The 24,792-nt window shown below is 71.5% G+C and carries 21 protein-coding genes; 8 read left to right on the plus strand and 13 right to left on the minus strand.

Annotation, left to right across the window (positions count from 1 at the left end; translation table 11 throughout):
- Nucleotides 1-6: 6 nt before the first annotated feature.
- The gene (locus FHS23_RS10460) at nt 7-414 is read left to right on the plus strand and encodes a TIGR03618 family F420-dependent PPOX class oxidoreductase (protein WP_183652381.1); all 408 of its coding nucleotides are present in this window, start codon (nt 7-9) and stop codon (nt 412-414) included.
- 34 nt (nt 415-448) lie between these two features.
- Here the strand turns inward: FHS23_RS10460 and FHS23_RS10465 are convergent, their stop codons facing one another.
- Nucleotides 449-1,156 carry an MBL fold metallo-hydrolase gene (locus tag FHS23_RS10465; RefSeq protein ID WP_183652384.1) on the minus strand — a complete coding sequence of 236 codons (708 nt, stop codon included), beginning with the start codon at nt 1,154-1,156 and terminating at the stop codon, nt 449-451.
- A 181-nt stretch (nt 1,157-1,337) separates the two neighbouring features.
- Here FHS23_RS10465 and FHS23_RS10470 point away from each other — a divergent pair, with 181 nt between their 5' ends.
- From FHS23_RS10470 to FHS23_RS10480, 3 genes are all read left to right on the plus strand, one after another.
- The gene (locus FHS23_RS10470) at nt 1,338-1,841 is read left to right on the plus strand and encodes a hypothetical protein (protein ID WP_183652387.1); all 504 of its coding nucleotides are present in this window, start codon (nt 1,338-1,340) and stop codon (nt 1,839-1,841) included.
- Nucleotides 1,842-1,871: 30 nt separating this feature from the next.
- Nucleotides 1,872-2,615: a decaprenylphospho-beta-D-erythro-pentofuranosid-2-ulose 2-reductase gene (dprE2, locus tag FHS23_RS10475; RefSeq protein ID WP_183652390.1), complete on the plus strand. Its 744-nt coding sequence runs from the start codon at nt 1,872-1,874 to the stop codon at nt 2,613-2,615.
- A gap of 177 nt (nt 2,616-2,792) precedes the next feature.
- Nucleotides 2,793-3,704, plus strand: coding sequence for a universal stress protein (locus FHS23_RS10480; protein ID WP_183652394.1), 912 nt, complete (start codon nt 2,793-2,795; stop codon nt 3,702-3,704).
- A gap of 40 nt (nt 3,705-3,744) precedes the next feature.
- Here the strand turns inward: FHS23_RS10480 and FHS23_RS10485 are convergent, their stop codons facing one another.
- The 7 genes from FHS23_RS10485 to FHS23_RS10515 all read right to left on the minus strand — a co-directional run bounded on the left by FHS23_RS10485 (nt 3,745) and on the right by FHS23_RS10515 (nt 9,792).
- Nucleotides 3,745-4,710, minus strand: coding sequence for a DUF3048 domain-containing protein (locus FHS23_RS10485; RefSeq protein WP_183652396.1), 966 nt, complete (start codon nt 4,708-4,710; stop codon nt 3,745-3,747).
- Between the two features lie 135 nt (nt 4,711-4,845).
- Nucleotides 4,846-5,445, minus strand: a complete 600-nt coding sequence (locus tag FHS23_RS10490) for an Rv1733c family protein (protein ID WP_183652398.1) — start codon at nt 5,443-5,445, stop codon at nt 4,846-4,848.
- A gap of 280 nt (nt 5,446-5,725) precedes the next feature.
- Nucleotides 5,726-6,955 carry a styrene monooxygenase/indole monooxygenase family protein gene (locus FHS23_RS10495; protein ID WP_183652401.1) on the minus strand — a complete coding sequence of 410 codons (1,230 nt, stop codon included), beginning with the start codon at nt 6,953-6,955 and terminating at the stop codon, nt 5,726-5,728.
- Complete coding sequence (locus tag FHS23_RS10500; RefSeq protein ID WP_183652402.1) at nt 6,948-7,592, minus strand: GTP-binding protein; 645 nt, start codon at nt 7,590-7,592, stop codon at nt 6,948-6,950. The genes FHS23_RS10495 and FHS23_RS10500 overlap by 8 nt, the downstream gene beginning before the upstream one ends.
- On the minus strand, nt 7,567-7,908 hold the full coding sequence (locus tag FHS23_RS10505; RefSeq protein ID WP_183653775.1) for a DUF742 domain-containing protein: 342 nt from the start codon (nt 7,906-7,908) through the stop codon (nt 7,567-7,569). The genes FHS23_RS10500 and FHS23_RS10505 overlap by 26 nt, the downstream gene beginning before the upstream one ends.
- Before the next feature lie 64 nt (nt 7,909-7,972).
- Entirely contained in the window at nt 7,973-8,410 is a 438-nt protein-coding gene (locus FHS23_RS10510) for a roadblock/LC7 domain-containing protein (protein WP_183652404.1), read from the minus strand.
- Nucleotides 8,407-9,792, minus strand: a complete 1,386-nt coding sequence (locus FHS23_RS10515; RefSeq protein ID WP_343053809.1) for a sensor histidine kinase — start codon at nt 9,790-9,792, stop codon at nt 8,407-8,409. Before FHS23_RS10515 ends, FHS23_RS10510 begins: the two co-directional genes overlap by 4 nt.
- Before the next feature lie 490 nt (nt 9,793-10,282).
- Here FHS23_RS10515 and FHS23_RS10520 point away from each other — a divergent pair, with 490 nt between their 5' ends.
- From FHS23_RS10520 to FHS23_RS10530, 3 genes are all read left to right on the plus strand, one after another.
- On the plus strand, nt 10,283-10,798 hold the full coding sequence (locus tag FHS23_RS10520; RefSeq protein ID WP_183652408.1) for an ATP-binding protein: 516 nt from the start codon (nt 10,283-10,285) through the stop codon (nt 10,796-10,798).
- 131 nt (nt 10,799-10,929) lie between these two features.
- Complete coding sequence (gene bluB, locus FHS23_RS10525; protein WP_183653790.1) at nt 10,930-11,550, plus strand: 5,6-dimethylbenzimidazole synthase; 621 nt, start codon at nt 10,930-10,932, stop codon at nt 11,548-11,550.
- 127 nt (nt 11,551-11,677) lie between these two features.
- Nucleotides 11,678-12,313 carry a phosphoribosyltransferase gene (locus tag FHS23_RS10530; protein ID WP_183652411.1) on the plus strand — a complete coding sequence of 212 codons (636 nt, stop codon included), beginning with the start codon at nt 11,678-11,680 and terminating at the stop codon, nt 12,311-12,313.
- A 58-nt stretch (nt 12,314-12,371) separates the two neighbouring features.
- On the opposite strand, the gene FHS23_RS10535 is transcribed toward FHS23_RS10530, so the two are convergent.
- The 4 genes from FHS23_RS10535 to FHS23_RS10550 form a co-directional block, all read right to left on the minus strand.
- Nucleotides 12,372-12,926 (minus strand): DinB family protein, encoded by a 555-nt coding sequence (locus FHS23_RS10535; protein ID WP_183652412.1) that lies wholly within the window; start codon nt 12,924-12,926, stop codon nt 12,372-12,374.
- A gap of 188 nt (nt 12,927-13,114) precedes the next feature.
- Nucleotides 13,115-14,854, minus strand: coding sequence for a pyruvate dehydrogenase (locus FHS23_RS10540; protein ID WP_183652413.1), 1,740 nt, complete (start codon nt 14,852-14,854; stop codon nt 13,115-13,117).
- A 140-nt stretch (nt 14,855-14,994) separates the two neighbouring features.
- Nucleotides 14,995-16,206: a TetR/AcrR family transcriptional regulator gene (locus FHS23_RS10545; RefSeq protein WP_221219317.1), complete on the minus strand. Its 1,212-nt coding sequence runs from the start codon at nt 16,204-16,206 to the stop codon at nt 14,995-14,997.
- 339 nt (nt 16,207-16,545) lie between these two features.
- Nucleotides 16,546-17,754: an ROK family protein gene (locus tag FHS23_RS10550; protein WP_183652414.1), complete on the minus strand. Its 1,209-nt coding sequence runs from the start codon at nt 17,752-17,754 to the stop codon at nt 16,546-16,548.
- 418 nt (nt 17,755-18,172) lie between these two features.
- Here FHS23_RS10550 and FHS23_RS10555 point away from each other — a divergent pair, with 418 nt between their 5' ends.
- Nucleotides 18,173-19,177 (plus strand): sulfite exporter TauE/SafE family protein, encoded by a 1,005-nt coding sequence (locus FHS23_RS10555; protein ID WP_183652415.1) that lies wholly within the window; start codon nt 18,173-18,175, stop codon nt 19,175-19,177.
- 78 nt (nt 19,178-19,255) lie between these two features.
- Here FHS23_RS10555 and FHS23_RS10560 read toward each other — a convergent pair whose 3' ends face one another.
- Entirely contained in the window at nt 19,256-24,772 is a 5,517-nt protein-coding gene (locus FHS23_RS10560; RefSeq protein WP_183653795.1) for an ATP-binding protein, read from the minus strand.
- Nucleotides 24,773-24,792 lie beyond the last annotated feature (20 nt).

Consider the following 24,792-nt stretch of genomic DNA (forward strand, 5'->3'; position numbering starts at 1 on the left):
GTGCGTATGGCCTCCGACACCGCACCCGACTCCCCCACCGGGGCACTGACCGAGTTCTGGCGCGAGCGTCACATCGCGACGTTGACGACGCCGCGCGCCGACGGCACACCACACGTGGTCCCGGTGGGTGTGACCGTCGACGAGGAGTTCGCCGTCGCCCGGGTGATCTGCTCCGGCGACAGCGTCAAGGCGCGCAACATCCGCCGCGCCGGACCCGAGGGTGCGCCCGTGGCGGTCAGCCAGGTCGACGGCCGCCGGTGGTCGACACTCGAAGGACGCGCCGTCGTCCGTGACGACGCCGATGCGGTGGCCGAGGCCGAGCACCGCTACGCCGAGCGGTACCGCACGCCCCGCGTCAACCCGAAACGCGTCGTCCTCGAGATCACGCTCACTCGCAGGCTGGGCATGCGCTGAGCCCGACCGGACGCCGCGTACCGACGGTCCGGGCTCAGCCGCCGAACATCGCCCGGAACTGCTCCGACGACGAGGCGCGGTAGACGAAGTTGTTCTCGGTGACCTCGGACAGCGGCGCCGACGGCTCGGCCGAGTACAGATGTCCGGGATGCACCACAGGGTCGCCGGAGAGGCGCGCGAGTGCCTGCAGGCTGTGGTACATCGCGTCGACGTCCCCTCCGGGAAAGTCGGTGCGCCCACAACCTTCGAGGAACAGCGTGTCACCCGCGACGAGCTTGTCGCCGACGAGGAAACACTGGCTGCCGGGCGTGTGCCCCGGCGTGTGCAGCAACCGGATGCCGACGGCGCCCACCTCGAGCCGGTCGTCGTGCTCGTGCGCGACGAGATCGCCGGACACGCCCGTCGTGCGGCGCACCCATTCGGCCTCGGCGTCACTGACGTGCACCGGCACCTGCTCGCGTTCCAGCAACTCGGCCAATCCCGGCAGCGAGAACCCCATGAAATCGCCGCCCACGTGGTCCGGGTGGTGGTGCGTGACGAGCACGCCGGTCAGCCGCATGTCGTCGGCGGCGAGCGTGTCGAGCAGGTCGCCCGCCGCGTACGCCGGGTCGACGACCACGGCCTCCCGCGTCTCGGCGTCGCCGATGAGGTAGGCGAAGTTACGCATCTGCGTCGCGACGGGATCGCCCACGGCGAAGTCCCGGCCCGCGAGCAACTGGCGGAAGTAGAGCCGATCGGACATGGCGCGCAGGGTACCGGCCGTCGCTGCCGGATAGGTCGCCGCAGTCCCGGGTACCCGTCCTCCGGGCTCCGAACGGCCACCGCGCGGCGGCCGTTCGGGCGGTATCGGCGGACGCGGTGCGTGGCCGGCCTGTCACGGGTGCGACAATTCCCGGACCTGAATCCGCCGGCGAGGAGGGCCCATGCATCTCGGACGTGCCGCCGCCGGCGTGGTACTCGGCATCGCCATTCTGTTCACCGGGGCGGCCAGCGCGGCGCTCGAACCCACAGCGCTCGAACCCACGGCGCCCGACGCCACGCGGGCGGCCCCGCACACACCGTCGTCGCGCACGCCGTCGCCCTCCGATCCGCACCACTCCCCCGACCCCGCCCCGGACACGGCGGGCCCGCACACCGTGCGCATCCACGTGTCCGGTCCGGACGACACGCTCATGCGCGTTCTCCGCGGCGACCAGGGCACCCAGGTGGCGCTGGGCGGCGAACCCTTCGACCACTCCTTCACCGAACCGGCGGGCAGCGACGGGCACCTCGGTATCCGGGTGGCCGCGGCGAGCAAGCAGGCCGGCCACCCGGCCGTGCGGTGCCGCATCACCGTCGACGGCGACGTCGTGGCGCAGGAGCGGGCGACCGAGCGGGACGAGACCGGGCTGGCGCAGGTCCAGTGCGCGGTGCCCCGCGGGGTCTGACGCGGGTACCACCGGGCAGACTCGACGGCCATGAACGGAACCGTCGTCGTCCTCGGCGGGCGCAGCGAGATCGGCGTCGCCGTCGCCCTGCGTCTGGTCCGCGCGGGCGCCACCGAAGTCGTCCTCGCCGCCCGCCGCAGCCACGATCTCGACGAGCAGGAACAGGTCCTCCGCGACGCAGGCGCCACGTCCGTGGCCCGCGTCGAGTTCGACGCCGACGACACGGCGCGGCACGCCGATGTCCTCGGCGAGATCATGACCGCCCATGGCCCGGTCGGCGTCGTCGTCACCTCGTTCGGGATCCTCGGCGACCAGGCTCGGGCCGAACGCGACGCCGGCCACGCGTTGCAGATCGTCCACACCGACTACACCGCGCACGTCAGCGCGCTGACCCATCTGGCGAACCTGCTGCGGGCCCAGGGCGGTGGCAGCCTCGTCGTGTTCTCCTCGGTCGCGGGCGTGCGCGTGCGACGAGCCAACTACGTCTACGGGTCGGCGAAGGCCGGCCTCGACGGCTTCGCGAGCGGCCTGGGTGACGCCCTCGCGGGCAGTGGCGTGCACCTGCTGCTGGTGCGGCCCGGGTTCGTCGTCGGCCGCATGACGGAGGGCATGTCGCCGGCCCCCTTCTCCAGCACCCCGGACCAGGTCGCCGACGCCACCGTCGCCGCGCTGCGCGCGGGCAGGCACACCGCGTGGGTGCCGCGCGTCCTGCGGCCGGTGTTCTTCGGCATGCGCCTGCTGCCGCGCGTCCTCTGGCGGCGGCTGCCGCGCTGAGACTCGCCGGCCGCTCGGCCGCCGCTGCCGCGGTGATCCGCGCCGCCGAGCCGCCCCGCGATGTCCCCGGCGCACGGGCGTATCGGGAAGCCCCGTGCGGAGTTTCGCCACGCCGTCGCCACCGGTCGTCGCGTACCGTCCCCGTAGGACGGACGTGATCACGAACGGGAGGCGCCGATGACCGAAGCCGGCCGAGGCCAGGGACCCGTCGTCGTCGGAACCGACGGTTCCGAGACCGCACTGCGCGGCGTGCAGTGGGCGGCGCGGGCGGCCGCGATCCGGCGCGCGCCCCTGCAGATCCTGCACGCCTCCGGCTACCCGGAGCGCTACACGGGCGAGTCGATGCTGCCGCCCGAGTCGTTCAAGGCCGAGCTGCGCCGCCAGCGGTGGGACTTCCTGCACGCGGCGCGGCAGTCGGCGATCGACACCGTCGCGGCCGCCGGACTGCCCCGGCTCGACGTGGCGACCGTGCTCGATCCGGAACAGCCCATCCCGGCGCTCGTCCACGCCTCCGACGCCGCACGCCTGCTCGTCCTCGGCACGTCGGCGCACCGCAGCATCACCGGACTCATCGTCGGCTCCACGACCATCGCGCTGGTGGGCCACGCCCACAGTCCCGTCGTGTCCGTCCGCGGCGACGTCGCCGAGAGCGGCGAACCCGACCGCAGGCCGGTCGTGGTCGGCGTCGACGGCAGTCCGCTGAGCGAACGCGCCCTCGGGTGCGCGTTCGACGAGGCCTCGTTCCGGGGCGTCGCGCTCGTCGCGGTGCACACGTGGAGCGATTCGGACACCTCCGCGTTCCGCGACACATACGTCGACTGGGAACCGCTGCGCGACACCGAGGAACGGCGGCTCGCCGAGCGCCTCGCGGGCTGGCGGGAACGCTACCCCGACGTGCCCGTGGAACGCGTCCTGGTCAAGGACAAGCCGCGGCACGAATTGCTCGAATGGAGCAACCGGGCGCAGCTGGTCGTCGTGGGAAGCCGTGGCCGCGGTGGATTCCGTGGACTGCTCCTCGGCTCGACCAGTCACGCCCTGATCCACAACGCCGGCTGTCCCGTGCTGGTCGCCCGCCCCGAGGAAGCGTGACCCCGTGCTGACCCGCTCTCGCGGCTGCCGCGAGAGCGGGTCAGCGTGGAGTGAGCAGCACCCACACCGGGCCTTCGGCGACCGGCACACGCTGTCCGCCGCGAGTGCGGTACGTCGTCGGTTCCTCCGGCGACGGACGTGACCACGTGCCGTCGAACGCCTTCCCGTCGCGCAGGATCGTCGCCTCACCGCGCCCGACCGTCCCCGCGACGGGCGAGAGCTGTCCGCCGGAATCGCGCACCTGCCGGCCCTCGCGAACGGCCACTCGCTGTACGACGACCGTGCCCGCGGTGACCCGGCCCGCCTCGCGGGTCGTCAGCGGCGACCCGTCGAGCGAGATCCGCCAGCGGCCGTCGGCGCCCGACCACGTGAACCGGTAGCGCGCGTCGCGGAAGTCCACCGCGCGGGCGTCGACCGGTGTGCCACCCTCCGGCGCCGCACCCGGTCGGGTCACCGGCTCCGGCTCGCGCTCCCGCTGTTGCCCCGGTAGCCGCTGCGGGCGCACGTACAGGTTGTGCGGGATCGGCCGGTCATCCCCGCGGAAATAGGCCTCGGGCCGCGTCTTGTCCGTGACGAGGGTGATCGGCGCGCGCTTCAACAACGGCTCGATCTCCGGCGCACCACCCGAGTAGGCCAGCACCGGTGTGCCGAACTGCCGGACGAGCGCGATGTCCGTCTCCCGCGCGCTGCGCACCGGCCCGACCGCCTCGGGCAACCTGCTCGCATACACCGCGGCGAGCCGCGTCAGTCCACCTTCGACCGGTTCGACGTACACCACGTCCGCCGCCGACAGCCCGGCCTGCGGACGCGCCTGCTCGACGTTGTCGACCTTCACAACCACGACCGGTCTGCGTGGGGAATCACTCGGCGCGGCACCAGGATCCGAGGGCGCCTCGTCCTCCCCGTCGCCGCCTCCCGGCAGCACCAGCAGTGTCACCGCCAGGGCGGCGATGAGGAACACGACCACCGCGGCGATCAACCGGAACGCGGAACGCGACACCACCATCGCCGTTACCCCGGAGGAGGCGCCACGGCGCGCCCCGTCATGGCACGCCCCGGCAGCACCGCACCGTACGTCGCAGACGCCCGCGTGGGGCCGGGCATCGCGGAACGGGTGGGAGCGGGCGCCGGGGTCATGACATCACTGCCGTGCCCAGTCCTGGGCCGCGCGCTGCCATTCGCGGTCCCACCACGCCTGCCGCGATCGTGCGAGCAGGGCGCGGAAGGCGCCGTACCCGAGCCCGCCCGCGGCGGCGACCAGCAGCCACAGGGCGAGGCCCGCACTCGCACCGTCGACGACGGCGCCCGTCCGCGTCACGGGAGGCGATGCAACGGCCCCGCCGCGGTCGACCCAGATGGTGACCTCCGTGCCACGGGTGGCGCCGCGGTAGGCGGGCACCGAGCCGGTGCGCTCACCGCCTTCCGGCGCCGTCCACCGCGCCGGGGCCCGCACGCCTCGCGCGTAACCCGCCGTCGCCGAGACCGGCGCCTTCGCGGTCAGTACGGCCGTAACCTGGTGTTTCGTCGCCGCATCACGGGCGACGTCGTCCAGTCTGCTCCCGTACACGTCGCCGCCCCAGCCGACCGCAGCGGGCACGGCCGCGATCACGAGCACCACGAGCATCACGAGCAGACGGCCGTCCCAGCGGTCGCCGCTGCGGGCCAACGGATTCTTGCCCGGACGGACCCGCCGCCATGCGCGCGTGAGCCGTCCGTCCGATCCCACGCCTCTCGCCGTCACCGTTCTCCCCTCATCGGCCGCTAGGGGTGTGCGTCCTCGGACCACCGTCCTCGAACCGCCGCCCTCGGACCACGACACGCGGTCGGTACGCATGTCATGTTCCCGCCACGGCGGCGGGCTATTCAACACATCGCCCGTCCGCCCACCGGAAAGTGGTGGCGGACGGGCGACGGCGGGCCGGCACATCGTCGATGTGCCGGCCCGCCGTGACAGCTGCCGAGAGGTGCCCCGCCGGCTCACCGCCGGAGCCGGGATGCCCCTCACCCCGAGAGGACTCCCGTCAGGAGACGCTGGCCAGGTAGTCCGCCGCCTTCTGCGGGTCCATGAACCAGTGCTGGTAGTCCGACGGGTCGGAGAAGCCGTTGGCGAACCGCTTCGCCACGACCGGGTTCTCCTGCGCCGCGCCCAGGATGTCCATGACATGCGGGGGCGGCGGGGTGAGCAGCGCGTTCGTCCAGTTCGTCACGTGCTGGGCGTAACCCCAGTACTTCTCGAACGTCTCGGTCATCCACGCGTCGTCGAACGGCTGGTCGCCGCGCTCGATGATCGAGTGCAGGTACGAGTCCGCGCACTTGGCCGCGTTGTTCGACCCCTGGCCGGTGATCGGGTCGTTGGCGACGACGACGTCGGCCATGCCCAGCACCTTGCCGCCCGACGGCAGCGTGCCGACCGGCTTGCGGATGACCGGGGTGTAGCCGCCGGCCAGCGTGGCGCGGTCGTCGGTCAGCTCGGCGTTCCGGGCACGGTCGTACTCCCACGGCAGGTACTTCTTCATCAGCGCCAGCGTGCGGTCGAGGTGCTCCTGCGGCGACGGACGGTCGGTGAAGCAGTCCAGCGGCCCACCCGGGATGCCCTCGAAGAACAGGATCTCGCAGTTCCCGCTCAACGTGAGTCCCGGGATCATGAACAGCTCGCCCACACCCGGGATCAGGTTGAACCGCACCGCCCGGTTGTTCGGGTGCTCCGGCCGCGGCTCGACTCCGTGCGCGTAGACGACCGACAGCGCACGCTGCGGCTTCGTCCACACCGACCGCTCGTTGTCGCGGTCGAACAACTGCACCAGCTCACCCTTGCCCGCGGCGACGACCGTCAGGTCGTACATCGTGGACAGCGAGTTCAGGTCGGCCGTCGTCACCCCGTGGATGACGAGCTTGCCGCCACGCTGTTCGAACAGCTCCAGCCAGCCGGCCATCTTCACGCGCTGGTCGACCGACTGGCCGTAATTGTCGAGCCAGCCGATCCAGTTCAGGGCGCGGCTGGAGTCCTCACCGGCGATCGACACGCCGAGGCCGTCGACCGTCACGCACTCGGCCTCCCAGAGGTTGAGGCCTTCGTCGCGTTCGGTCTGCAGCGCGTCGTTGAACATGCACTGGGTCGACATCACGCGGCCGCCGCGGATCTCGTCCGGCGTCCGCGCCGACATCACGGTGACGTCGTACCCGTGCTGCTGCAGCGACAGCGCCAGCTGCAGTCCGGACTGGCCGGCTCCGACGACCAGAATCTTACGCATGCGTTCGTGCCCTCCCGGGGTCAGACAGTTCGGCCAGCGCCAGCGTGTAGCTCACGAGCTCACGCAACGTCTCGGCCGTGGATTTCGGCTCCCGCGCGTCGACGGTGACCAGCGGAATCGACTCATCGAGGGCCAGCGCGTCCCTGACGTCCTCGATGTCGTGGTACATCTCGCCGTCGAACCGGTTGACCGCGACGATGAACGGCAGGTCCGAGTCGTTCTCGAAGTAGTTGATGGCCGCGAAGGACTGGTCGATCCGGCGCGTGTCGACGAGCACCACGGCGCCGAGCGCACCACGGGACAGGTCGTCCCACAGGAACCAGAACCGCGCCTGGCCGGGTGTGCCGAACAGGTACAGCAGCAGGTCGTCGTGCAGCGTGATCTTGCCGAAGTCCATCGCCACGGTCGTGGTCGACTTCTGGGCGGTGTCGGGCGCCTCGTCGATGCCCGTGCCCGCCTCGGTCATCCAGGCTTCACTGTTGATCGGCGGCACTTCCGACACGGATCCGACGAACGTGGTCTTCCCGACGCCGAAGCCGCCGGCCACGACGATCTTCGCCGAGACCGCCAGCTGTTCCGGGTCGCCGCCGCCGGCCGCCGCCTGCGCGCCGTCAGACCGGTAGCCGCTTGAGTCCATCGAGGATCCTCTCGAGTACGTTCCGATCGTGCGCGTACGCGTACGCCGTGGGGTGGATGTAGATCGCACCCTGGGCTGCCAGGTCGCTGACCAGCACGCGGATCACGCCCAACGGCAGTCCCAGCGACACCGACAGCTCGGCGATCGACACACGCGTGCGCGCACGCTCGTACAGCCGACGCGACTCCGGCATCAGGGAGTCCGCCAGGCTCGGGTCATAACGCGGCACCGAAATCAGCGTCTCGACGAGCAGGTCGTAACGCGGTTTGGTGCGGCCGCCGGTGAGCGCGTAAGGACGGATCCGCTTGCTGCGCATCCGGTTCGGCTGACCGGCCCCATTTTCTGTGGACACGGTGGTCACTTCCTCACCAGTGGGGTCGTCACGCCTGCGCCCTGCGGGCGGTCAGCACGCGTCGCATGTCGGCACGGATTTCCGGGGTCAGGGCGTGGCCGGCGTTACGGACGAACTGGGTCATCTCGTACGCCACCACCTTCATGTCGCAGTCGGGCCCGGTCAGCACGGCGAGGCCGGCGCCGTTCCCGATGCCCATGAACAGGAAGTAGCCGTGGGTGAGCCGGATGATGATCTGCTCACACCCGCCCTTGTCGAACAGCGTCGCACTGTTGCGCGCGAGGCTGAGCATCCCGCTCGCGATCGCCGCGAGCTGCTCCGATTCCTCCGTCGAGACCTCGTCGGACGCGGTGAGCGGAAACCCGTCGGAGGACATGATCAGCGCGTGCGTGACCCCGTGGACCTTGCGGACGAAGTCGTTGATCAACCACGCGAAGCTCTGTTTGCCTGAGGCCTGCGGGTTCACTCGGCCTCCTCACCGACGTCGTCGAGCCTGCGGTGCTTGGCCCGTGGAGCGTCCTCGCCGTCCTGACCCGCCTCGGCGTTCTCGGCGTTCTCGGCGGCGAGTTGCTCACCGTCGGAGAAGGCGTCCAGGTCGGCCAGCAGCCGATCGTGGCCGTCCTCCATCGACACCGGATCCTCGAGCACGTCCTCCGGAGCCGACGTCGGCTCCTGCGACCCGCCCGTACCCGCGCCGGAACCCGCACCCGCAGCGCTGGTGTCCTTCAGGCTCTGCGACACGCGGCGGGGCAGCCCGCTCGCGGTCGTACCGCCGGTCGCGTTCGACGACGGGCGCGGCCGCGGCGACGGGGGCTCCTCGGCCGGAGCCGTCGTGTCCACCGGGGCCGGAGCGGCCTCGGCCGGGGCGGCCTCGGCCGGAGGCGGCGGGGTCGCCGCCGCGCCGGTCTGCTGCGGCACGCGCTGCGGCAGCTGGCCCGAGATGGCCCCCGTCGAACGTTCCGACGGTTCGGGAGCAGGCTCGACCAGGCCCGGCCCCTGTGAGTAGAAGACCGTCTCGTTGCCCGACCACATCGCGTCGGGCACCTCGGTCACCAGCGCCAACGGCAGCAGGACGGTCGCGGTGGTACCGCTCGGCAGCCGGTTGGCCAGCGACACGGTGAGCTTGTGCCGGTCGGCCAGTCGCCGCACGACGGTCAGGCCCATGCTGCGGACCGCCTCGTCGTCGATGACCTCGTCGATGTCGGTCTCGGACGGCGACAGCCGCCGGTTGAGATCGTCCATCCGGTCCGGCGGCAGGCCGATGCCCTCGTCCTCGATCCGCAGCAGCACACTGCCGCTGTCGGTCAGGTGGGCACTGACCCGCACCGGAGCGTTGGGCGGCGACTGGTTCGCCGCGTTGTCCAGCAGCTCCGCCAGCAGTCGGCTGATGTCCTCCGCCGCGAACCCGGCGACGCCCAGCGACGCGACGCGCCCGATGGTGACGCGGGAGTACTGGTCGATCGACGACATGGCGCCACGCACGACGTCCACGAGCGACAACGCGTCCGTCGAGGGTCCACCGGCGTCCTTGCCCGCGAGCACCCGGAGGTTCTCCGCGTTCCGCCGTAGCCGCGCCGCGAGGTGGTCGAGGCGGTACAGCTGCCCCAGCCGTTCCTCGTCCTCCTCGTCGACCTCCATCTTCTCGAGTTCCTGCAGCAGGGTGTCGACCAGGTTCAGGTCGCGGAGCGCGAGGTTCGCGCACATGTCGACCAGTGCCTGCTGCTCACCGCCCCGTGTCGGCAGGGGTTGCGCCAGGGCGGCGACCGCCGTCCCGTCGGATCCTTCCCCGTCCTGCCGCGGAGGATCCAGCAGCTGAGCCGCCGCCACCCGGGAGCGGTCAAGTAACACACGCGAGCGCTCCAGAATTTCCCGCGCTCTCGCCCGCCTCGCCATTCGGTGTCCACACTTTCTTGAGTCTCGCGTACGGGCCTCGGAATTCGGCCTATGTCCCCCGACCAACGGTGGCATATGCAAGCAGACGCCCTCCCCGATGTCCACTAGCAGTCCCTGCGTTGTCGCGCGCCGTGATGCCTTACTCTCACCACCGCAAAGAAGCGTGGCGTACACCCGTTCGCGGGACAGGAATCACCGTCCGTGTCCCGTGTACTGCCACACAGATCACACCTAGAGTGACCGGATCCTTGCCGGACGGGCGTCCGGACGTGCGATCCTCGCGGGGGCCACCCACCCGACCGTCGGGTAGGCCTGCGCCGTACCCGGACCACCCGGCGAGCCGGACCTGGACACGACAACCGAGCACCGACGACCGCATCGACAGCACCCTGGGGCCGCCGCGCGGCCGGCGGCCCCGCCGACACGCGCCGTGGAAGGATCACGAGTGAGCAGCCACACCGCACAGGTCGACGACATCCGGCTCGTGGCCATGCGCAGCGCACTGAACTGCGCGAGCATGTTCGTCGAGTTCTCGCTGACCGAGTGGCAGCTGCCCATGCTCCGCGACACCACGTCCGAGGCGGCGCGTGCGCTGGTGCAGAACGTGCTCGACCACGCCGACGACAAGAACCCCGGGTTCGTCAACGTGCGGCTCCGACTGAAGGGCGACTGCCTGGTGATCGAGGTCGAGGACGACCAGCTCGCCCGTGCCCACGACGACGCCCCCGTGATCGAGGGCCGCCGCACCGGCGCCGTTCCGGTGCAGGGACGTGGCAAGCTCGTCTGGTGCGAGGTTCCGCTGCCCCCGGGCATCTCCGCCACACAGGTGCGGTTGCCGCACCGCGGGGAGCGCCGCAATCTGCCGCCCGAGGCCGCCCCCGCGCCCGCCGAACAACCGCAGTCCGTCGACCCGGCACTCGCCGACCGGGTGCTCGTCGGCCTCAAAAACCGCGAGTGGTGAGCGCGCCGCGGCACCGGAGCGGCCCGCAGGCCGACGGCTCCGGCGACGACCCCTCCACCCACGACCCCTCCACCCACGACCCCTCCGGCCACGACACACCCGGCCACGACACACCCGGCGAGGTCGCGGACCTGTTCTACGCCCTCTGCGGACGGCGACGGGACGTGCGCGGGCAGTTCACCGGCGCACCGATCGACGACGCGGTGCTGCGCCGCATTCTCGGCGCCGCGCACGCCGCGCCCAGCGTCGGCCTGAGCCAGCCCTGGGACTTCATCCTCGTGCGTGACAGCGGCACCCGCGAGGCGTTCCGCGAACACGTCGCCGCCGAGCGGGACACGTTCGCGCGCGAACTCTCCGGCGAGGAGGCGGCGACGTTCTCGAAGATCAAGATCGAGGGCATCCTCGAATCGACGCTGTCGGTCGTCGTCACCTACGACCCGGACCGCGGCTCCCCCGCCGTACTGGGCAGGCACGCGATCGCCGACGCGGGGCTCTACTCGGTCTGCCTGGCCATCCAGAACCTGTGGCTCGCCGCGACAGCCGAAGGACTCGGCGTCGGCTGGGTCAGCTTCTACCGCGAACCCGTGCTGCGCGAACTGCTGAGCATCCCCGAGCGGGTCCGCCCGGTCGCGTGGCTGTGCCTGGGTCCGGTGACGCACCTGGAGCAGACGCCGGACCTGGAACGGCACGGGTGGCGCTCGCGCCTTCCCCTCGACGCCGTCGTGCACGCGGAGCGCTATCCCAGTTCGTGACGCGAGGCCCGCGACCACTCCCCGGCGGAACCGCCCAGCCGGACGCTGGACACCCACGGCGACTGCGCGCACCCTGGACCGGCGGGGACCTTCCCCGGGAACAGTCCCGCGTACGGAGCATGCGCGCATGGAGTTCATCGACCGTCGCGACGCAGGACGTGAGCTGGCTGCCCGGCTGCACTACCTGGCCGGGCAGCGGCCGCTCGTGCTCGGCCTGCCGCGCGGCGGGGTCGTCGTCGCCGGGCCGGTGGCCGAGGCGCTCGGCGGCGAGCTCGACATCATCGGTGTCCGCAAACTCGGCGTGCCCGGCGATCCGGAGCTGGCGCTGGGGGCCATCGCCGAAGGGGGCACGATCGTCGCCAACCCGGACGTGCTGCGGCACCGCCGGCTCGGCCGGGACGATCTCGACCGGGCCGCGGCCGAGGCGTTCCCCGAACTGGACAGGATCGTCGCGCGGCTGCGCCGCGGCAGGCCGCCCGTACCGCTGGAGGGACGCTGCGTGATCGTCGTCGACGACGGCATCGCCACCGGCGCGACCACCCGCGCGGCGCTGCACTCGGTGGCCGCCCGCGGTGCGCGACTGCTCACCCTCGCCGTCCCCGTGGCGCCCGCCGACGTGCTCGAGGAGCTGTCCTCGGCGGCCGACCGCACCGTGTGCCCCAACCCACGGGTCTGGATGCGCGCGGTCGGCAACTGGTACCGCGACTTCCGGCCGGTCTCCGACGACGAGGTCATGGCGTTGCTGCACCCGCAGCACGCGTGAAGCACGGGCCACGCCTCAGGCGTGCTGCGGAGTCGGTGGCGTGGGCGCGCCGGCGGAGTCACCCCATGGTGCGGGCGCCGTCGAGGGCCTCCCTGATGATGTCCGCGTGCCCCGCGTGCTGCGCGGTCTCGGCGGCCACGTGCTGGAGGACCTGCCGCACCGACCAGCTCTCGCCCGGCGGGAACCATGGCGCCTCGGGTAGCGGGAACCGCGCGTCGAGGTCCGCGGTGGCGAGGAACTCGGCGGTGCGGCGCGCGGTCTCGGCGTAGTCGTCCAACAGTCCCTGCAGCGTCTCGCCGGGCAGCATGCGGAACTCGTCGCCGCGGTCCGCGGCGTGGTCGCCGGAGACGGCGCGACCGTCGCCGCCTGCGAACGCGACCCACGCGCGTTCGGTGGCCGCGACGTGCTTGACGAGCCCGGCGAGTGTCAGCTCGCTGACCGTGGTGCGCCGGCAGGCCTGTTCGTCGTCGAGGTCGCGGGCGGTGAACCGCAGGAACCAACGCTGCCGTTCGAGTAACCAGGCGAGATCGGCGCGTTCGCGTTCCGCGGTCGTGTCGTCGCCCGGCGTGGTGGATTCCCGCGTAGCGCTCGTGGAGGTGGATGTCGTCGTCATGCTGGTTCCTTTCGTTTCCTGATGACGCCGACATTACGGCGGATAGCGGACAGCTTCGGTCCGCTATCCGCTCCCCGATGTCCACGGCCTGCGGCACCGCAGAACGGGCGACCCCGTCCGCGGCGGCCATCACCCTTACCCACGTCCATTTCGAACGTCCGCTGTGGACGGTTCCGTCCGGTGCCCGGTCACGGGCGTGGAATGTTGCGCAGGTTGGAACGGGCCAGTTCCACCATCTTGCCGACGCCACCTCCCAGGACGACCTTGCTCGCTGCCAGCGCGAAGCCCTTCATCTGCTGGGCGGTGATATGCGGCGGCATCGACATGGCGTTGGGATCGGTGACCACGTCGACGAGTGCCGGGCCCGGCCGCGCGAGCGCATCGGCGAGTGCGGTGCGCACCTGCCCCGGTTCGGTGACCCTGGTGGCCGGGATCCCCGCCCCCTGAGCGATCGCCGCGTAGTCCACGCCGGCGTGGTCGGTCTGGTAGTCCGGCAGCCCGTCGACGAGCATCTCGAGCTTGACCATGCCGAGCGACGAGTTGTTGAACAGCACGATCTTCACCGGCAGATCGTGCAGCCGCACCGTGAGCAGTTCGCCGAGCAGCATCGCCAGGCCGCCGTCACCGGACATCGACACGACCTGCCGCTCCGGATACGCCAGCTGCGCTCCGACGGCGTGCGGCAGCGCGTTGGCCATCGTTCCGTGCAGGAAGGACCCGATCACGCGCCTGCGCCCGTTCGGCGTGATGTAGCGCGCCGCCCACACGTTGCACATGCCGGTGTCGACGGTGAACACGGCGTCCTCGGCGGCCAGGTCGTCCAGCACGTCGGCGACGTACTCGGGATGGATCGGTGTGCGGTCGCCCACGTCCTTGGTGTACGCGTCGACCACCGTCTCCAGGGACCGGCAGTGCTCCCGCAGCATGTCGTCCAGGAACCGGCGGTCGGTCTTCTGTTCCACCAGTGGCAGCACCGCCCGCAGGGTCTCTCCCACGTCGCCGTGCACGCCGACCTCGAGCGGGGTACGCCTGCCGAGTCTGCTCGCGTCGTGATCGACCTGCACGGTGTGGTCCAGCGGCAGGAAGCCGTCGTAGGGAAAGTCGGTGCCGAGCAGCACCAGCAGGTCGGCGTCCTGAGTGGCCCGGTAGCACGCCCCGTAGCCGAGCAGTCCGCTCATGCCGACGTCGTAGGGGTTGTCGTACTGCACCCACTCCTTGCCCCGCAGCGAATGCCCCACCGGCGCGTGCACGCGGCCCGCCAGTTCCATGACCTCGGCGTGGGCGTCGACGACCCCGGCACCGCAGAACAGCGTGACCGTTCTGGCCCGGTTGAGCGCGTCGGCCAGCGCGCGGACCTGTGTCTCCGGCGGCACGGCCACGGCGCGTTCGGTGATGAACGTGCTCGTCCCGGTCGCTTCGGTGGCGTCGCGGTGGGCGAGGTCGCCGGGCATCACCAACACCGACACGCCGCCACCGGCGAGCGCGCGCTGCATCGCGATCCGCGGCACGCGCGGGACCTGCTCGGGGGTGCTGATCGTCTCGCAGTAGCCGCTGCAGTCGACGAAGAGCCGCTCCGGGTGCGTCTCCTGGAAGAAGCCCGTGCCGATCTGTCCGGCGGGGATGTGCGAGGCCAACGCGAGGACCGGTGCGCCCGTGCGGTGGGCGTCGTAGAGGCCCTGGACGAGGTGGGTGTTGCCGGGTCCGCAACTGCCCGCGCACACCGCGAGCCTGCCGGTCAACTGTGCCTCCGCGGCCGCGGCGAACGCGCCCGCCTCCTCGTTGCGCACGTGCACCCATTCGATACCGGAGGTGCGCCGGATCGCGTCGACGATCGGGTTGAGGCTGTCACCGACGACGCCGTAGATGCGTGACACGCCGGCCTGTACCAGCACCTCGATGAACTGATCGGCGACCGAGGCTCGGGCCATCTCGTACTCCTTCACGGATCACGGGCGGTGGTTCGGGTGACGCGCTCGATTGTCGATGCGTGAGCGCCACCGCGCGATCCGAGACGCCGCGGCCCGTGCACCCGGAGGGTGTGTGATCGCCGGCGCGACCGGGAGCGCGGTCAGCCGGTCAGTGCGGCGAACACGAGGTGCTTGATCTGGTCGGCGTCGGCGATGCGCCTGCGGCGGATGCACAGATCCCCCGCGATGTTCAGCGCCGCATGCACGGCGAGCCGCGCGTGCGTGGCGCGGGTGTCCCCACGGACGGCCATCACCAGCCGCACCCACTGTTCGACGTGCTCGCGCTGCACCTTCCGCAGGTGCCGCCGGTCGTCGGGCGGCAGGTTGCCGTACTCGGACCGGTACACCGCCGCCAGGTCACTGTCCGAATAGTTGTAGCCGACGTAGGCGTCGACGAGCGCCCGCAGTGCCTCGCCCGGTTCGGTCGCCGATTCGATGGCCGTACTGGTGGCCACGGTCAATCGGTCGGCTGCACGGTAGTAGACGGCGGCGAGTAGCTCGGCCTTGCTCGAGAAGTGCCGGTAGACGCTCGAGCCGCCGATGCCGGCGGCCGCGCCGAGTTCCTCCATCGTGACCGCGTGAAAGCCGCGTTCGCGGATGGGCCGCAGAGCCGCCACGACGAGCCGTTCCCGGCGGGAGACGAACCGGCTCACCGCAGGGGGCTCGGGCCGCTGCTCGGCGAGTTCCCCGGTGGGCCGGGGCGGCAGTCCGGTGGCGAGCACGCCGAGTGCGATGCTCCGCAGCACGCTTTCCGCCGCCCGCGCCGACACGGTGGTGCGGTGGGTCGAGAGGCTGGCGATCGCACTGAGCCCCGCGGTCGCGAGGGTCGCGCGGTCCACTTCGGGAAGCCGCGGGCGCCCCTCGCCGACGAGCCCGGCGACGGTCTCGACCAGTTTCTCCAGGGTCGCGGTGAACCGGACGTGGTCGTCGGGGTCGAGGTGCCGCCGCTCCCACTGGTACAGCTGCGCGCTCGCCCTGCGTTCGATCACCAGCTTCGTCAGTGAACGCACGATCGCGTCGATGCGGTCCCACGGATCGCCGTCGGCCTGCGGGAGCGCGGTCTCCACGGCACCGCTGGTCGCACTCGCCAGATCCTCGGCGGCGTAGGCGAGGATCGCCTGCTTGTTCTTGAAGTGCCGGTAGATCGCGGGCCCGGTGATGCCGGCCTCGGTGGCGATGTCACCGAGGCCCACCGCGTGGTATCCCCGCTGGCAGAACAGCTCGGCGGCGATGCGGGCGAGCTGCGCCCGGCGATCACCGCGGCGTCGCGGCGTGCCCGTCACGGCGGCCGAGCCGGCGTCCGGTTGCTGCAACGGCGTTACCTCCGACTCGCTCCCGCGTCGTCCCGAACAACGGATTCGACCCTATCGCGCGGTCCATGATGACCGCCGAGGTCGAGTTAATCTGCGTTCGCACCGGCGCTGAACTCGCCGAGAACACCCGTTCGACGACATGGCGCGGGACCGTCGCGAAGCGAACCGGAGCATGACAGCCGTCCTGCGGGCCCCGATCCACCCGCAACGCCCCATCCCGGTTCCCGGTTCCTGCCCGCTCCCCTGTGGAACGTCGGCATGGTGTCGACCGTGTACGGCGGAACCAGCGAGATCCAGCGCGACATCATCGGCAGGTCCTACGGCGCCCGTCCGGCCTGTTCACACGTCCCGATCCCGCGGCGCACCGGCGCCGAGCAGCGACAACGGGTGGTCGTAGAGTTGGGTGAGCAGTCCCGTGCACGCCGCCATCGCCTGCACGTTCCGCCCGAACCGCGTCACGGTGATCAGATCGGTGCCCGGCAGCGTCGTCGCGGAGGCGAACTCCTCCCGCACCGTCTCGAGATACGCGGGAGCCTCCGTGATCGCCTGCCCGCCGAGGACGACGAGTTCCGGGTTGACCAGGTCCCGGGTCATGGCGATCGCCCGGCCGAGCGCCCGCGCGCGTTCGGTGAGGATCTCCCGCGCCCGCGGATCGGTGTCCGAGGCGGCGACGAGGTCGCTCAGCTCCGAACCGGTGATGATGCCCGCGGTGCGGGCGCGTTCGACCACGGCCCGTTCCGCGACCGTCGCCTCGAGACAGCCCGTGCGCCCGCACTTGCACCGGACGTCGCTGCCGACGGGAAGGTGGGCGATACTGCCGGACTGGCCCGGACCGCGATGCAGCACACCGTCGACCGCGATCGCCACACCCGCCATCTCCCGCGCGTAGAAGTACAGCGAGCTGGCGGCGCGACGGGACACGCCGAACAGCAGTTCCGCTGTCGCCATCGCGGGTACGTGCCCGTCCAGGTGCACCGGCAGCCCGGTCACCTGCTCGAGGACCGCGCGCGCGGGCACACCCCGCCAGCCCAACGGGCCGTGGTCCAGCAGTCCGCGCTCGGCGTCCACCTGTCCACCGATGGCCAGTCCGGCGCCGATGATGCGCCGCTGCGGCCATTCGGCCAGGAAGGTGCTCACCTCGTCGCCGACGGCCCGCAGCACGTCGGTCGCCGAGCCCTGCGGGGTCGGGATGCGCTCGCTGCCCAGCAGCGTGCCCGACAGGTTGGTCAGGCCGTAGGTCGTGGTCACGATGCCGATGTGAACACCGCAGGCGGCGATCACGTCGTCGTCGAGCCGCACCGGCACGGTCGGCCTGCCGATACCGCCACCGGTCGCCATCTCGGGTGCTTCCCGCAGCAACGCCAGATCGGTCAGCGCGGTCACCTGCCGGCTGACTGTGGGCATGCTCAGCCCCGTCAGCCGCGCGATCTCCGCGCGTGACAACGGCCCGTCGGTACGCGCCGCGGCCAGCACCGCTGCCGCGTTCGACTCCCTCACCCCGCCCGCGCCGGGGATGTCCCGGACCGACTCCGGTAGTCGCCTGCCCACTCGCGTGCCCTCACTTTCGTCTCGCTCGAAACCCTACGTGCCGTCCGCCCATCTCACCGGATTTCCCACACCCCGGAACCACCCGGGTATTTATTTCGCGATGTTCCGAAATTTCTTTTCACCAAGTTAGAAAAACCGTGTTCCCCACCACATTCCCGCGTGACGGGAAACGGTGGACCGGGCGGCGAATTCTGTGCCAGCATCGAATCCGACGACGGACGGGACTGTCCGGCACCGGGTACGCGGCGGAGACACCAGTGGCCGACACCACCGGCGAAGGAAGCCCGGGACCGTCGCACCCGCCAGCTGTTTTCCGAAGGTTCGAAAACCGGGGAAACGGCAACACAGAAGACGTTCGACGCCGACAATTCCGACACCCCTCGGAATTGTCGGCCACTTTCGATACACCGAGGGCGGCATGCACACACTTCTCCTGTTCGGACTGGCCGGATTCCTCGCCCAGTTGGTCGACGGCTCGCTCGGCATGGCGTTCGGCGTCACCGCGACGACCACGCTGCTGGTCGCGGGCACCACACCCGCCGTCGCCTCCGCGGCGGTGCATCTGGCCGAGGTCGGCACCACGCTCGCGTCCGGTCTGTCGCACTGGAAGATGCGCAACGTCGACTGGCGGGTGGTCGGCACGCTCGCCCTGCCGGGGGCCGTCGGCGCCGTGCTGGGTGCCTACGTGCTCACGTCGCTGGCCACGTCGTCGGCCGAGCTGTGGATCACGACGATCCTGTTGCTGCTCGGCCTCTACGTGCTGATCCGGTTCGCGTTCCTGAAGCTGGGTTCGCTGATCACCGCGAAGCGGCCCGGCGCACGCTTCCTCGCCCCACTCGGCGTCGTCGCCGGTTTCGTCGACGCCAGCGGCGGAGGCGGCTGGGGTCCCGTCGCGACCACGACCCTGCTCTCGTCCGGCAGGCTCGAACCGCGCAAGGTCGTCGGGTCGGTCGACACGTCCGAGTTCATCGTGGCGATCGCCGCGAGCGTGGGCTTCCTGTTCGCGCTGTCGCACACCGACGGCATGAACTACACGGTCGTCGCCGGGCTGATGATCGGCGGCATGATCGCCGCACCCTTCGCCGCCTGGCTCGTGCGCAAACTGCCACCGCGGATCCTCGGCGCGGCGGCCGGCGGCCTCATCGTGTTCACCAACAGCCGCTCACTGCTCGCCTCGCTCGACGCCTCGACACCGGTGACCGTGGCGGTGCTGGCGGGCATCGGGATGCTGTGGGCTGCGGGCCTCACCGCCGCGATCCGCTCGATCCGCGCAGAACGCCGCATGAACGTCCGGATCGGCGAGACCGACCCGGACGGCGACGCCGCGTCCGGCGGGCCCGCCGCCGACGTCAGGGCCGACGGCCCGGTGGCGACCGACGCCACGGGGCCCGGCGGTCAGGCTCGGTCGGCCGACCACGCCTGACCGGCGACCGTCACGCGGGCGTGTCCGGGGAATCGCTCCCCGGCCCCGCCCGCGTGCGCACCCGACCGTGTCCGGCCGTCAGGACCGTTCGATCGCGTCGATGATGGCCGGACGCAGCTGCTCGGGCCGGATGACCGCGTCGACCGAGCCCACCTCGACGGCACGGCGGATGCTGTGGATGCCGTCGAATTCCGACGCCACCTCGCCGAGCTTGTCCGCCCGCACCTCGGCGCGCACCTCGGACAGCGAGGCGGCCGCCGCCGCGCGATCGCCGCCCTCGGCCCCCGCGGCCGCCCGCTGCGCCTCCTGCACGCGCGGATCCGCGGCCGTGCGCGCGTCGACCTCCCCGGAGAACACCACCGCCGCGGCGGGCGCCCCGCCGAGCACCGACGCGTACGAGCCTTCGACCGCCAGCACGGTCATGTTCGGGTTGAGCGCCTTGGAGAACACCACGAACGCCCCACCGTGATAACGGGAGATCACACAGAACACGATCGGCCCGTCGAAGTTCACGATCGCCCTACCGATCTCGGCACCGTACTCCAACTGGAGCTTGCGCATCGATTCAGGACTGCCGTCGAACCCGGACAGGTTCGCCAGCACCACGAGCGGCCGGTTGCCGCTGGTCGCGTTGATCGCGCGCGCAGCCTTCTTCGACGACCGAGGGAACAGCGTGCCCGCGGTGTAGGTGTCCGGCCCGTCCGTCGGCGGGAACCCCCGGCGCAGCACCGGCCTGGACTCGATGCCCAGCAGGCACACCGGCCGCCCGCCGAGGTGCACGTCCTGCACGACGGCGGTGTCCGCGTCGGCCATGCCCGCCCAGCGCTCCAGCACCGGATGGTCCTGATCGGACAGCGCCCGCATCACGGTGCGGATGTCGAACGGCTTCTTCCGGTCCGGATTCGACTCGGTGGAGAATATCTCCCCGACGGTGCTGAAGTCGCTTCCCGCGACGTGGTGCGGGAAGCCGGACACGTCACGGTCGGCCGGGTCGGTCGTGCCCGCCGCCCGCGGCGCGGTCTCACCGGACGCGACGTAGGTGTGGTCGTAGTGCCGCATCAGCACGTCGCGCGCGCCCGCGAGATCGGCGGCCCAGTACTGAGCCTGCCCGTTCGGCCCCATCACCCGGTCGTAACCGCCGATACCGAAGTTGTCCTCGGCCGAGACGCCGCCCGAGAAGTCCAGGGACTGCTTGCCTGTGAGCACCATGGCCGAATCCGGCGTCATCACCAGAATGCCCTTGGTGTGCATCAGCATCGTGGCCTCGGCGTTCCAGTACGGCTGGGCGCCGACGTTGATGCCGGCGACGACAATGTTGATCTCACCGCCCGCCTGGGTGAACTCGACGATGCGCTTGAGCGCGGCCGCGACCCAGTCCATGTTCTCGGTGCCCGAGTCCATGGCGATCCGCGCACCCGCCGAGAGGGCGAACCACTCGACCGGCACGCCCATCCGGTCGGCCAGGTCCAGCGCGGCGATCACGCGCGCACACTCCGGTTCGGACAGCGATCCCAGCGACTTCGTCGGATCACCCAGCAGCACCACGCGGGTCATCCCGTCGGGGTGCAGCGCCGTCGGGGTGGTCACGACCCCCGCGACGATGCCGGCCGTGTTGCCGCCCTTCGGCCGGTCGACGGGCGTGAACGCGCCCACCTCGTCGAAGTCGTGTTCGGTGAACACCCCGTCCGCACCGGCGAGCATCGCGGTGAGCTCGTACGGATACACCGCGCCGCGCCGCCGCGCCCGCAGCACCTTCTGGCCGTAGTCGTCGAGCGGCTGGATGTCCTCCGACGGCGGTTCGACGACCTCCACCTTCACGCCGGATCCGACGTCGTAGCCGATGCGAACGGCGGTGTCCCGGAGCTCGCCCTGCTGGTCGTCCGACCGGCGGCCGATGAGCAGCACCTCCTCGAGTCCCGCACCCGTGGTGGTCGGCAGCACGCGGCGCGCGATGGCGTCGACCTCGTCGAGTGTGAGCCTGTTGGGCGGCCAGACGTACAGCAGTACCCGGTTCGTGTCGAGCCGCTTCCTGGCCGGGCGGCCCGCCTGCTCCTGGCGGATCGCCGCCACACACGCGTCGAGCGTGTCCTCGACGTCCGGCAACGCCAGGATCCGGCCGGTGTCCTCGTCCTTCAGCGGTGTCAGGTCGCGGACCTGGGCCATCGCCACGAGCCGCTCATCGGTCTCGTTGCCCTTCGCCACGGCGCGATAGAGGTAGACCTCCTCGTCGGCCGACGGCAGCCGCGTGAGGTCGAAGTTGCGCCACCGCGGCAGCTGCAGCCGCTGCGCGATCATCGGGTGCAGCCCCCGGATCGCCCGGTCCTCGGCCGGTCCGTCGGCACCGGCCGTGAACGTGAAGTGGTGGTGCATGGCCGATCCGGTGCGGCCCGCGACGCTGGCCGTGACCCGCAGGGTCCGGTCCGGCAACGGGGCCGCCGCGAGCTCACCGCGCAACCGCTCGGCCATCGCGTCGGCGTCGTCGGGCTGGTCGGGCCAGGTCACGTAGACGTCCGCCACCAGGTCGGCCGCCTGTCCGCCGTCGGCGATCGACCCCACCGCGCCGAGCGCATCCCCGAGGCTCGTCATGTCGGTCGCGGTGCTGACCAGCCGGTACGCCGCCGGGTCGGTACCACCGGGCCGGTACTCGCCGGTGACGCAGTCGAAGCCGGCGGTGCGCACGGTGTCGAGGCCGTGCAGCCGCCGGGAACCGTAGTAGCGCCGGGCGAGGACCTCGAGCATCGGTCGCTGGTCGGTACCCGGGCGCACCATGCGCTGCGCGAGCACCCTCACGAGCGGTTCCGGCGTGGCGACCATGGCCGCGATCCGTTCCTCGCGGTCGGCCGCGTCCGGGTGGGCGTCGAGATACCGCAGGTGTTTGCGCACCGCCGTGTAGCTCTCGGCCCGGTTGCGGCGGTACATCGGCTGACCGAACCACCGGAACACCAGACTCCGCGCCAGGTCCGTCACGGCGGGGAACCGCAGCTGGGTGGCCACGACGAGGTGTTCCAGCGCCTCCCCGACCGTCAACTGCACGGCCTCGGGCGGAGCGGGCTCGGTCAGCCACTGCTGCAGCACGGTCGTCACGACGGCTGCGTCGGCCGCACCCCGCTGCTGGGCCAGGAAGATACGGAAGACCGCCTCCTCCAGTTCCGGAGTGCGGTCGAGTTCCGTGACGCCGTAGTGCCCGAGCACGCGCGTGAGCTTCGCCAGGAAGCCGTCGGACAACCCGGCACGTTCGGTGTCGAGGCTCTGCAGATACGTGTGGAAGTACTCGCGTTCACTGTGGACACTCGCGCCCGCCTCCTCGTCGGCCTGCCCGCCCGCGACCGGGCGGTTCCGTGTCAGCTCACACAGGTCCGCGAACACGCGCAGCAGTCCGGCCTCCTCGGCCAGCGGACGCGCACCGTCGTCGGCCAACCGGGTACGTGCCTTGGAGTACTCGGTGGGCGCGCCGGGGTCCTCGTCCGGCCCGGTGTCGAAGCCGAGCAACCGCCAGTGCAGCCGGTCCAGACCACGATGCACCTGCTCGGCCGCCGACATCTCCGGCGGCGCGGCGGGCAGTTCCAGATCCACCCGCTCCGCCGTGCCGTCGGCGGCCGCGGTCTCACCGGCGTCGTCGTCGGCGACCGGCTCGAGGCGTAGCAGCGGCGCGCCAGCCTCGACCTGGCTGCCGATCGACACGGGGCGCTGCACCAGCCTGCCGCGGAACGGCGCCCGCAGCACGGTCTCCATCTTCATGCTCTCCAGCACCAGGACCGGAGCGCCGGACTCGACCTCGTCGCCCGGTTCCACGGGAGTGGCGACGACGAGCGCCGGGGCCGGCGACCGGAGCACGCCGCCCTCGTCCCTGCTCACCCGGTGGGTCACGCCGTCGACCTCGACCAGGTGCACCGGCCCGTGGGTGCCGGTCACGAGGCGGTACCGGTGGCCGTGCACCGTGAGCTGGCCGCTGCTGTCGTCGAACCGTTCGAGCGTGACGTCGAACGCCGGCACCGCACCGGCCCCGTCGATCTCGACCCGGAACCGCCGGGGGCCGGTGCGGGCGACGGTCACGCGGTAGCCGGCGCCGCGCAGTTTCAGGTCGATGGCCGTGGCACCGTCGTGCCGGACCTGCGGGCGTCCGCCGTAGGCGGTGGTCAGCAGCCGCTGCCGCTCCGCCTGCTCGCCCTCCTCGTAAGCCTCGATCGCCGCCGCGGCCAGAGCGATCCCCGAGTGACGGTGGGACGCGAGCCTGCCCTCGGCGCGCACACGGTCGATCCAGCCGGTGTCCGCGGTGCCGTCGATCACCTCGGGCGCGTCGAGCAGGTCCAGCAGGAAACTCTTGTTGGTGGCGCCGCCGTCGATCAGCACCGTCGTGTCCCGCACGGCGCGCCGCAGCCGGGCGAGCGCCTCGTCCCGGGTACGGCCATAGGTGATGATCTTGGCGATCATCGAGTCGAAGTCTGCGGGAATGTCGTCGCCCGCGCCCACGCCGGTGTCGACGCGGACCCCGGGGCCGCTCGGCAGCGTCAGCAGGGAGATGTGCCCGGGGGCCGGCGCGAAGTCCCGGTCCGGGTCCTCGGCGTTGAGCCGGGCCTCGACGGCGTGCCCGGACTCCTGCGGTTGCGGTCCGGTCAGAGCGCCGCCCTCGGCCACGTGCAGCTGCGCCTTGACCAGGTCGAACGACGTCGTCGCCTCGGTGATGGGGTGTTCGACCTGCAGGCGGGTGTTCACCTCGAGGAACGCCAGCAGCCGCTCACCGGGGTGGTACAGGAACTCGACGGTCGCCGCGCCGCGGTAGCCCACCGCCACGGCGAGACGTTCGGCGGAGGCCTTCAGCTCGGCCACCTGATCGGCCTCGAGCCGCACCGACGCCGACTCCTCGATCACCTTCTGGTTGCGGCGTTGCACCGAGCAGTCGCGCACCCCGAGGGCCCACGCCGTTCCCCGGCCGTCGGCGATCACCTGCACCTCGACGTGCCGCGCACCGGTGACGAGCCGTTCCAGGAACACCACGCCGCTGCCGAACGCTCGCTCGGCCTCGGCGCTGGTCCGTTCGTAGGCTTCCGCCAGATCATCGGCGGTCTCGACCACTCGGATGCCCCGTCCGCCGCCGCCCGCGGTCGCCTTCAGCATCAGCGGATAGCCGATGCCGCCCGCGGCCTCGAGCGCGCCCTCGAGCCCGTCCACCGGACCGCGGCTCCACGGCGCGACGGGAACGCCGACCTCCTCGGCGAGCAGCTTCGCGCCGATCTTGTCGCCGAGCCTGCGCATGGCCTCCGCGGACGGGCCGACGAACGCCACGCCCAGCTGCTCGCAGAGCTCCGCGAACGCCGGGTCCTCGGCCACGAATCCCCAGCCGACCCAGGCGGCGTCCGCCGCCGACCCGGTCAGCGCACGCTCCAGCGCGGCCATGTCCAGGTAGGGCCGGTCGACGGCGTTGCCCAGTTCCCAGGCGTGATCCGCTTCCCGCACGAACGTGGCGCCGCGATCGACGTCGGTGTGAAAGGCGATCGTCTCCCGACGTCCGCCGTCCTCCGCGTTGAGTTCGCGCACGGCACGGATGAGCCGCATCGCGGCCTCACCTCTGTTGACGATGGCGATGCGGGTGAACAAACTCGGCAAACCTCACAACC

Source organism: Prauserella isguenensis (genome assembly GCF_014191605.1).
Taxonomy (GTDB): Bacteria; Actinomycetota; Actinomycetes; order Mycobacteriales; family Pseudonocardiaceae; genus Prauserella; species Prauserella isguenensis.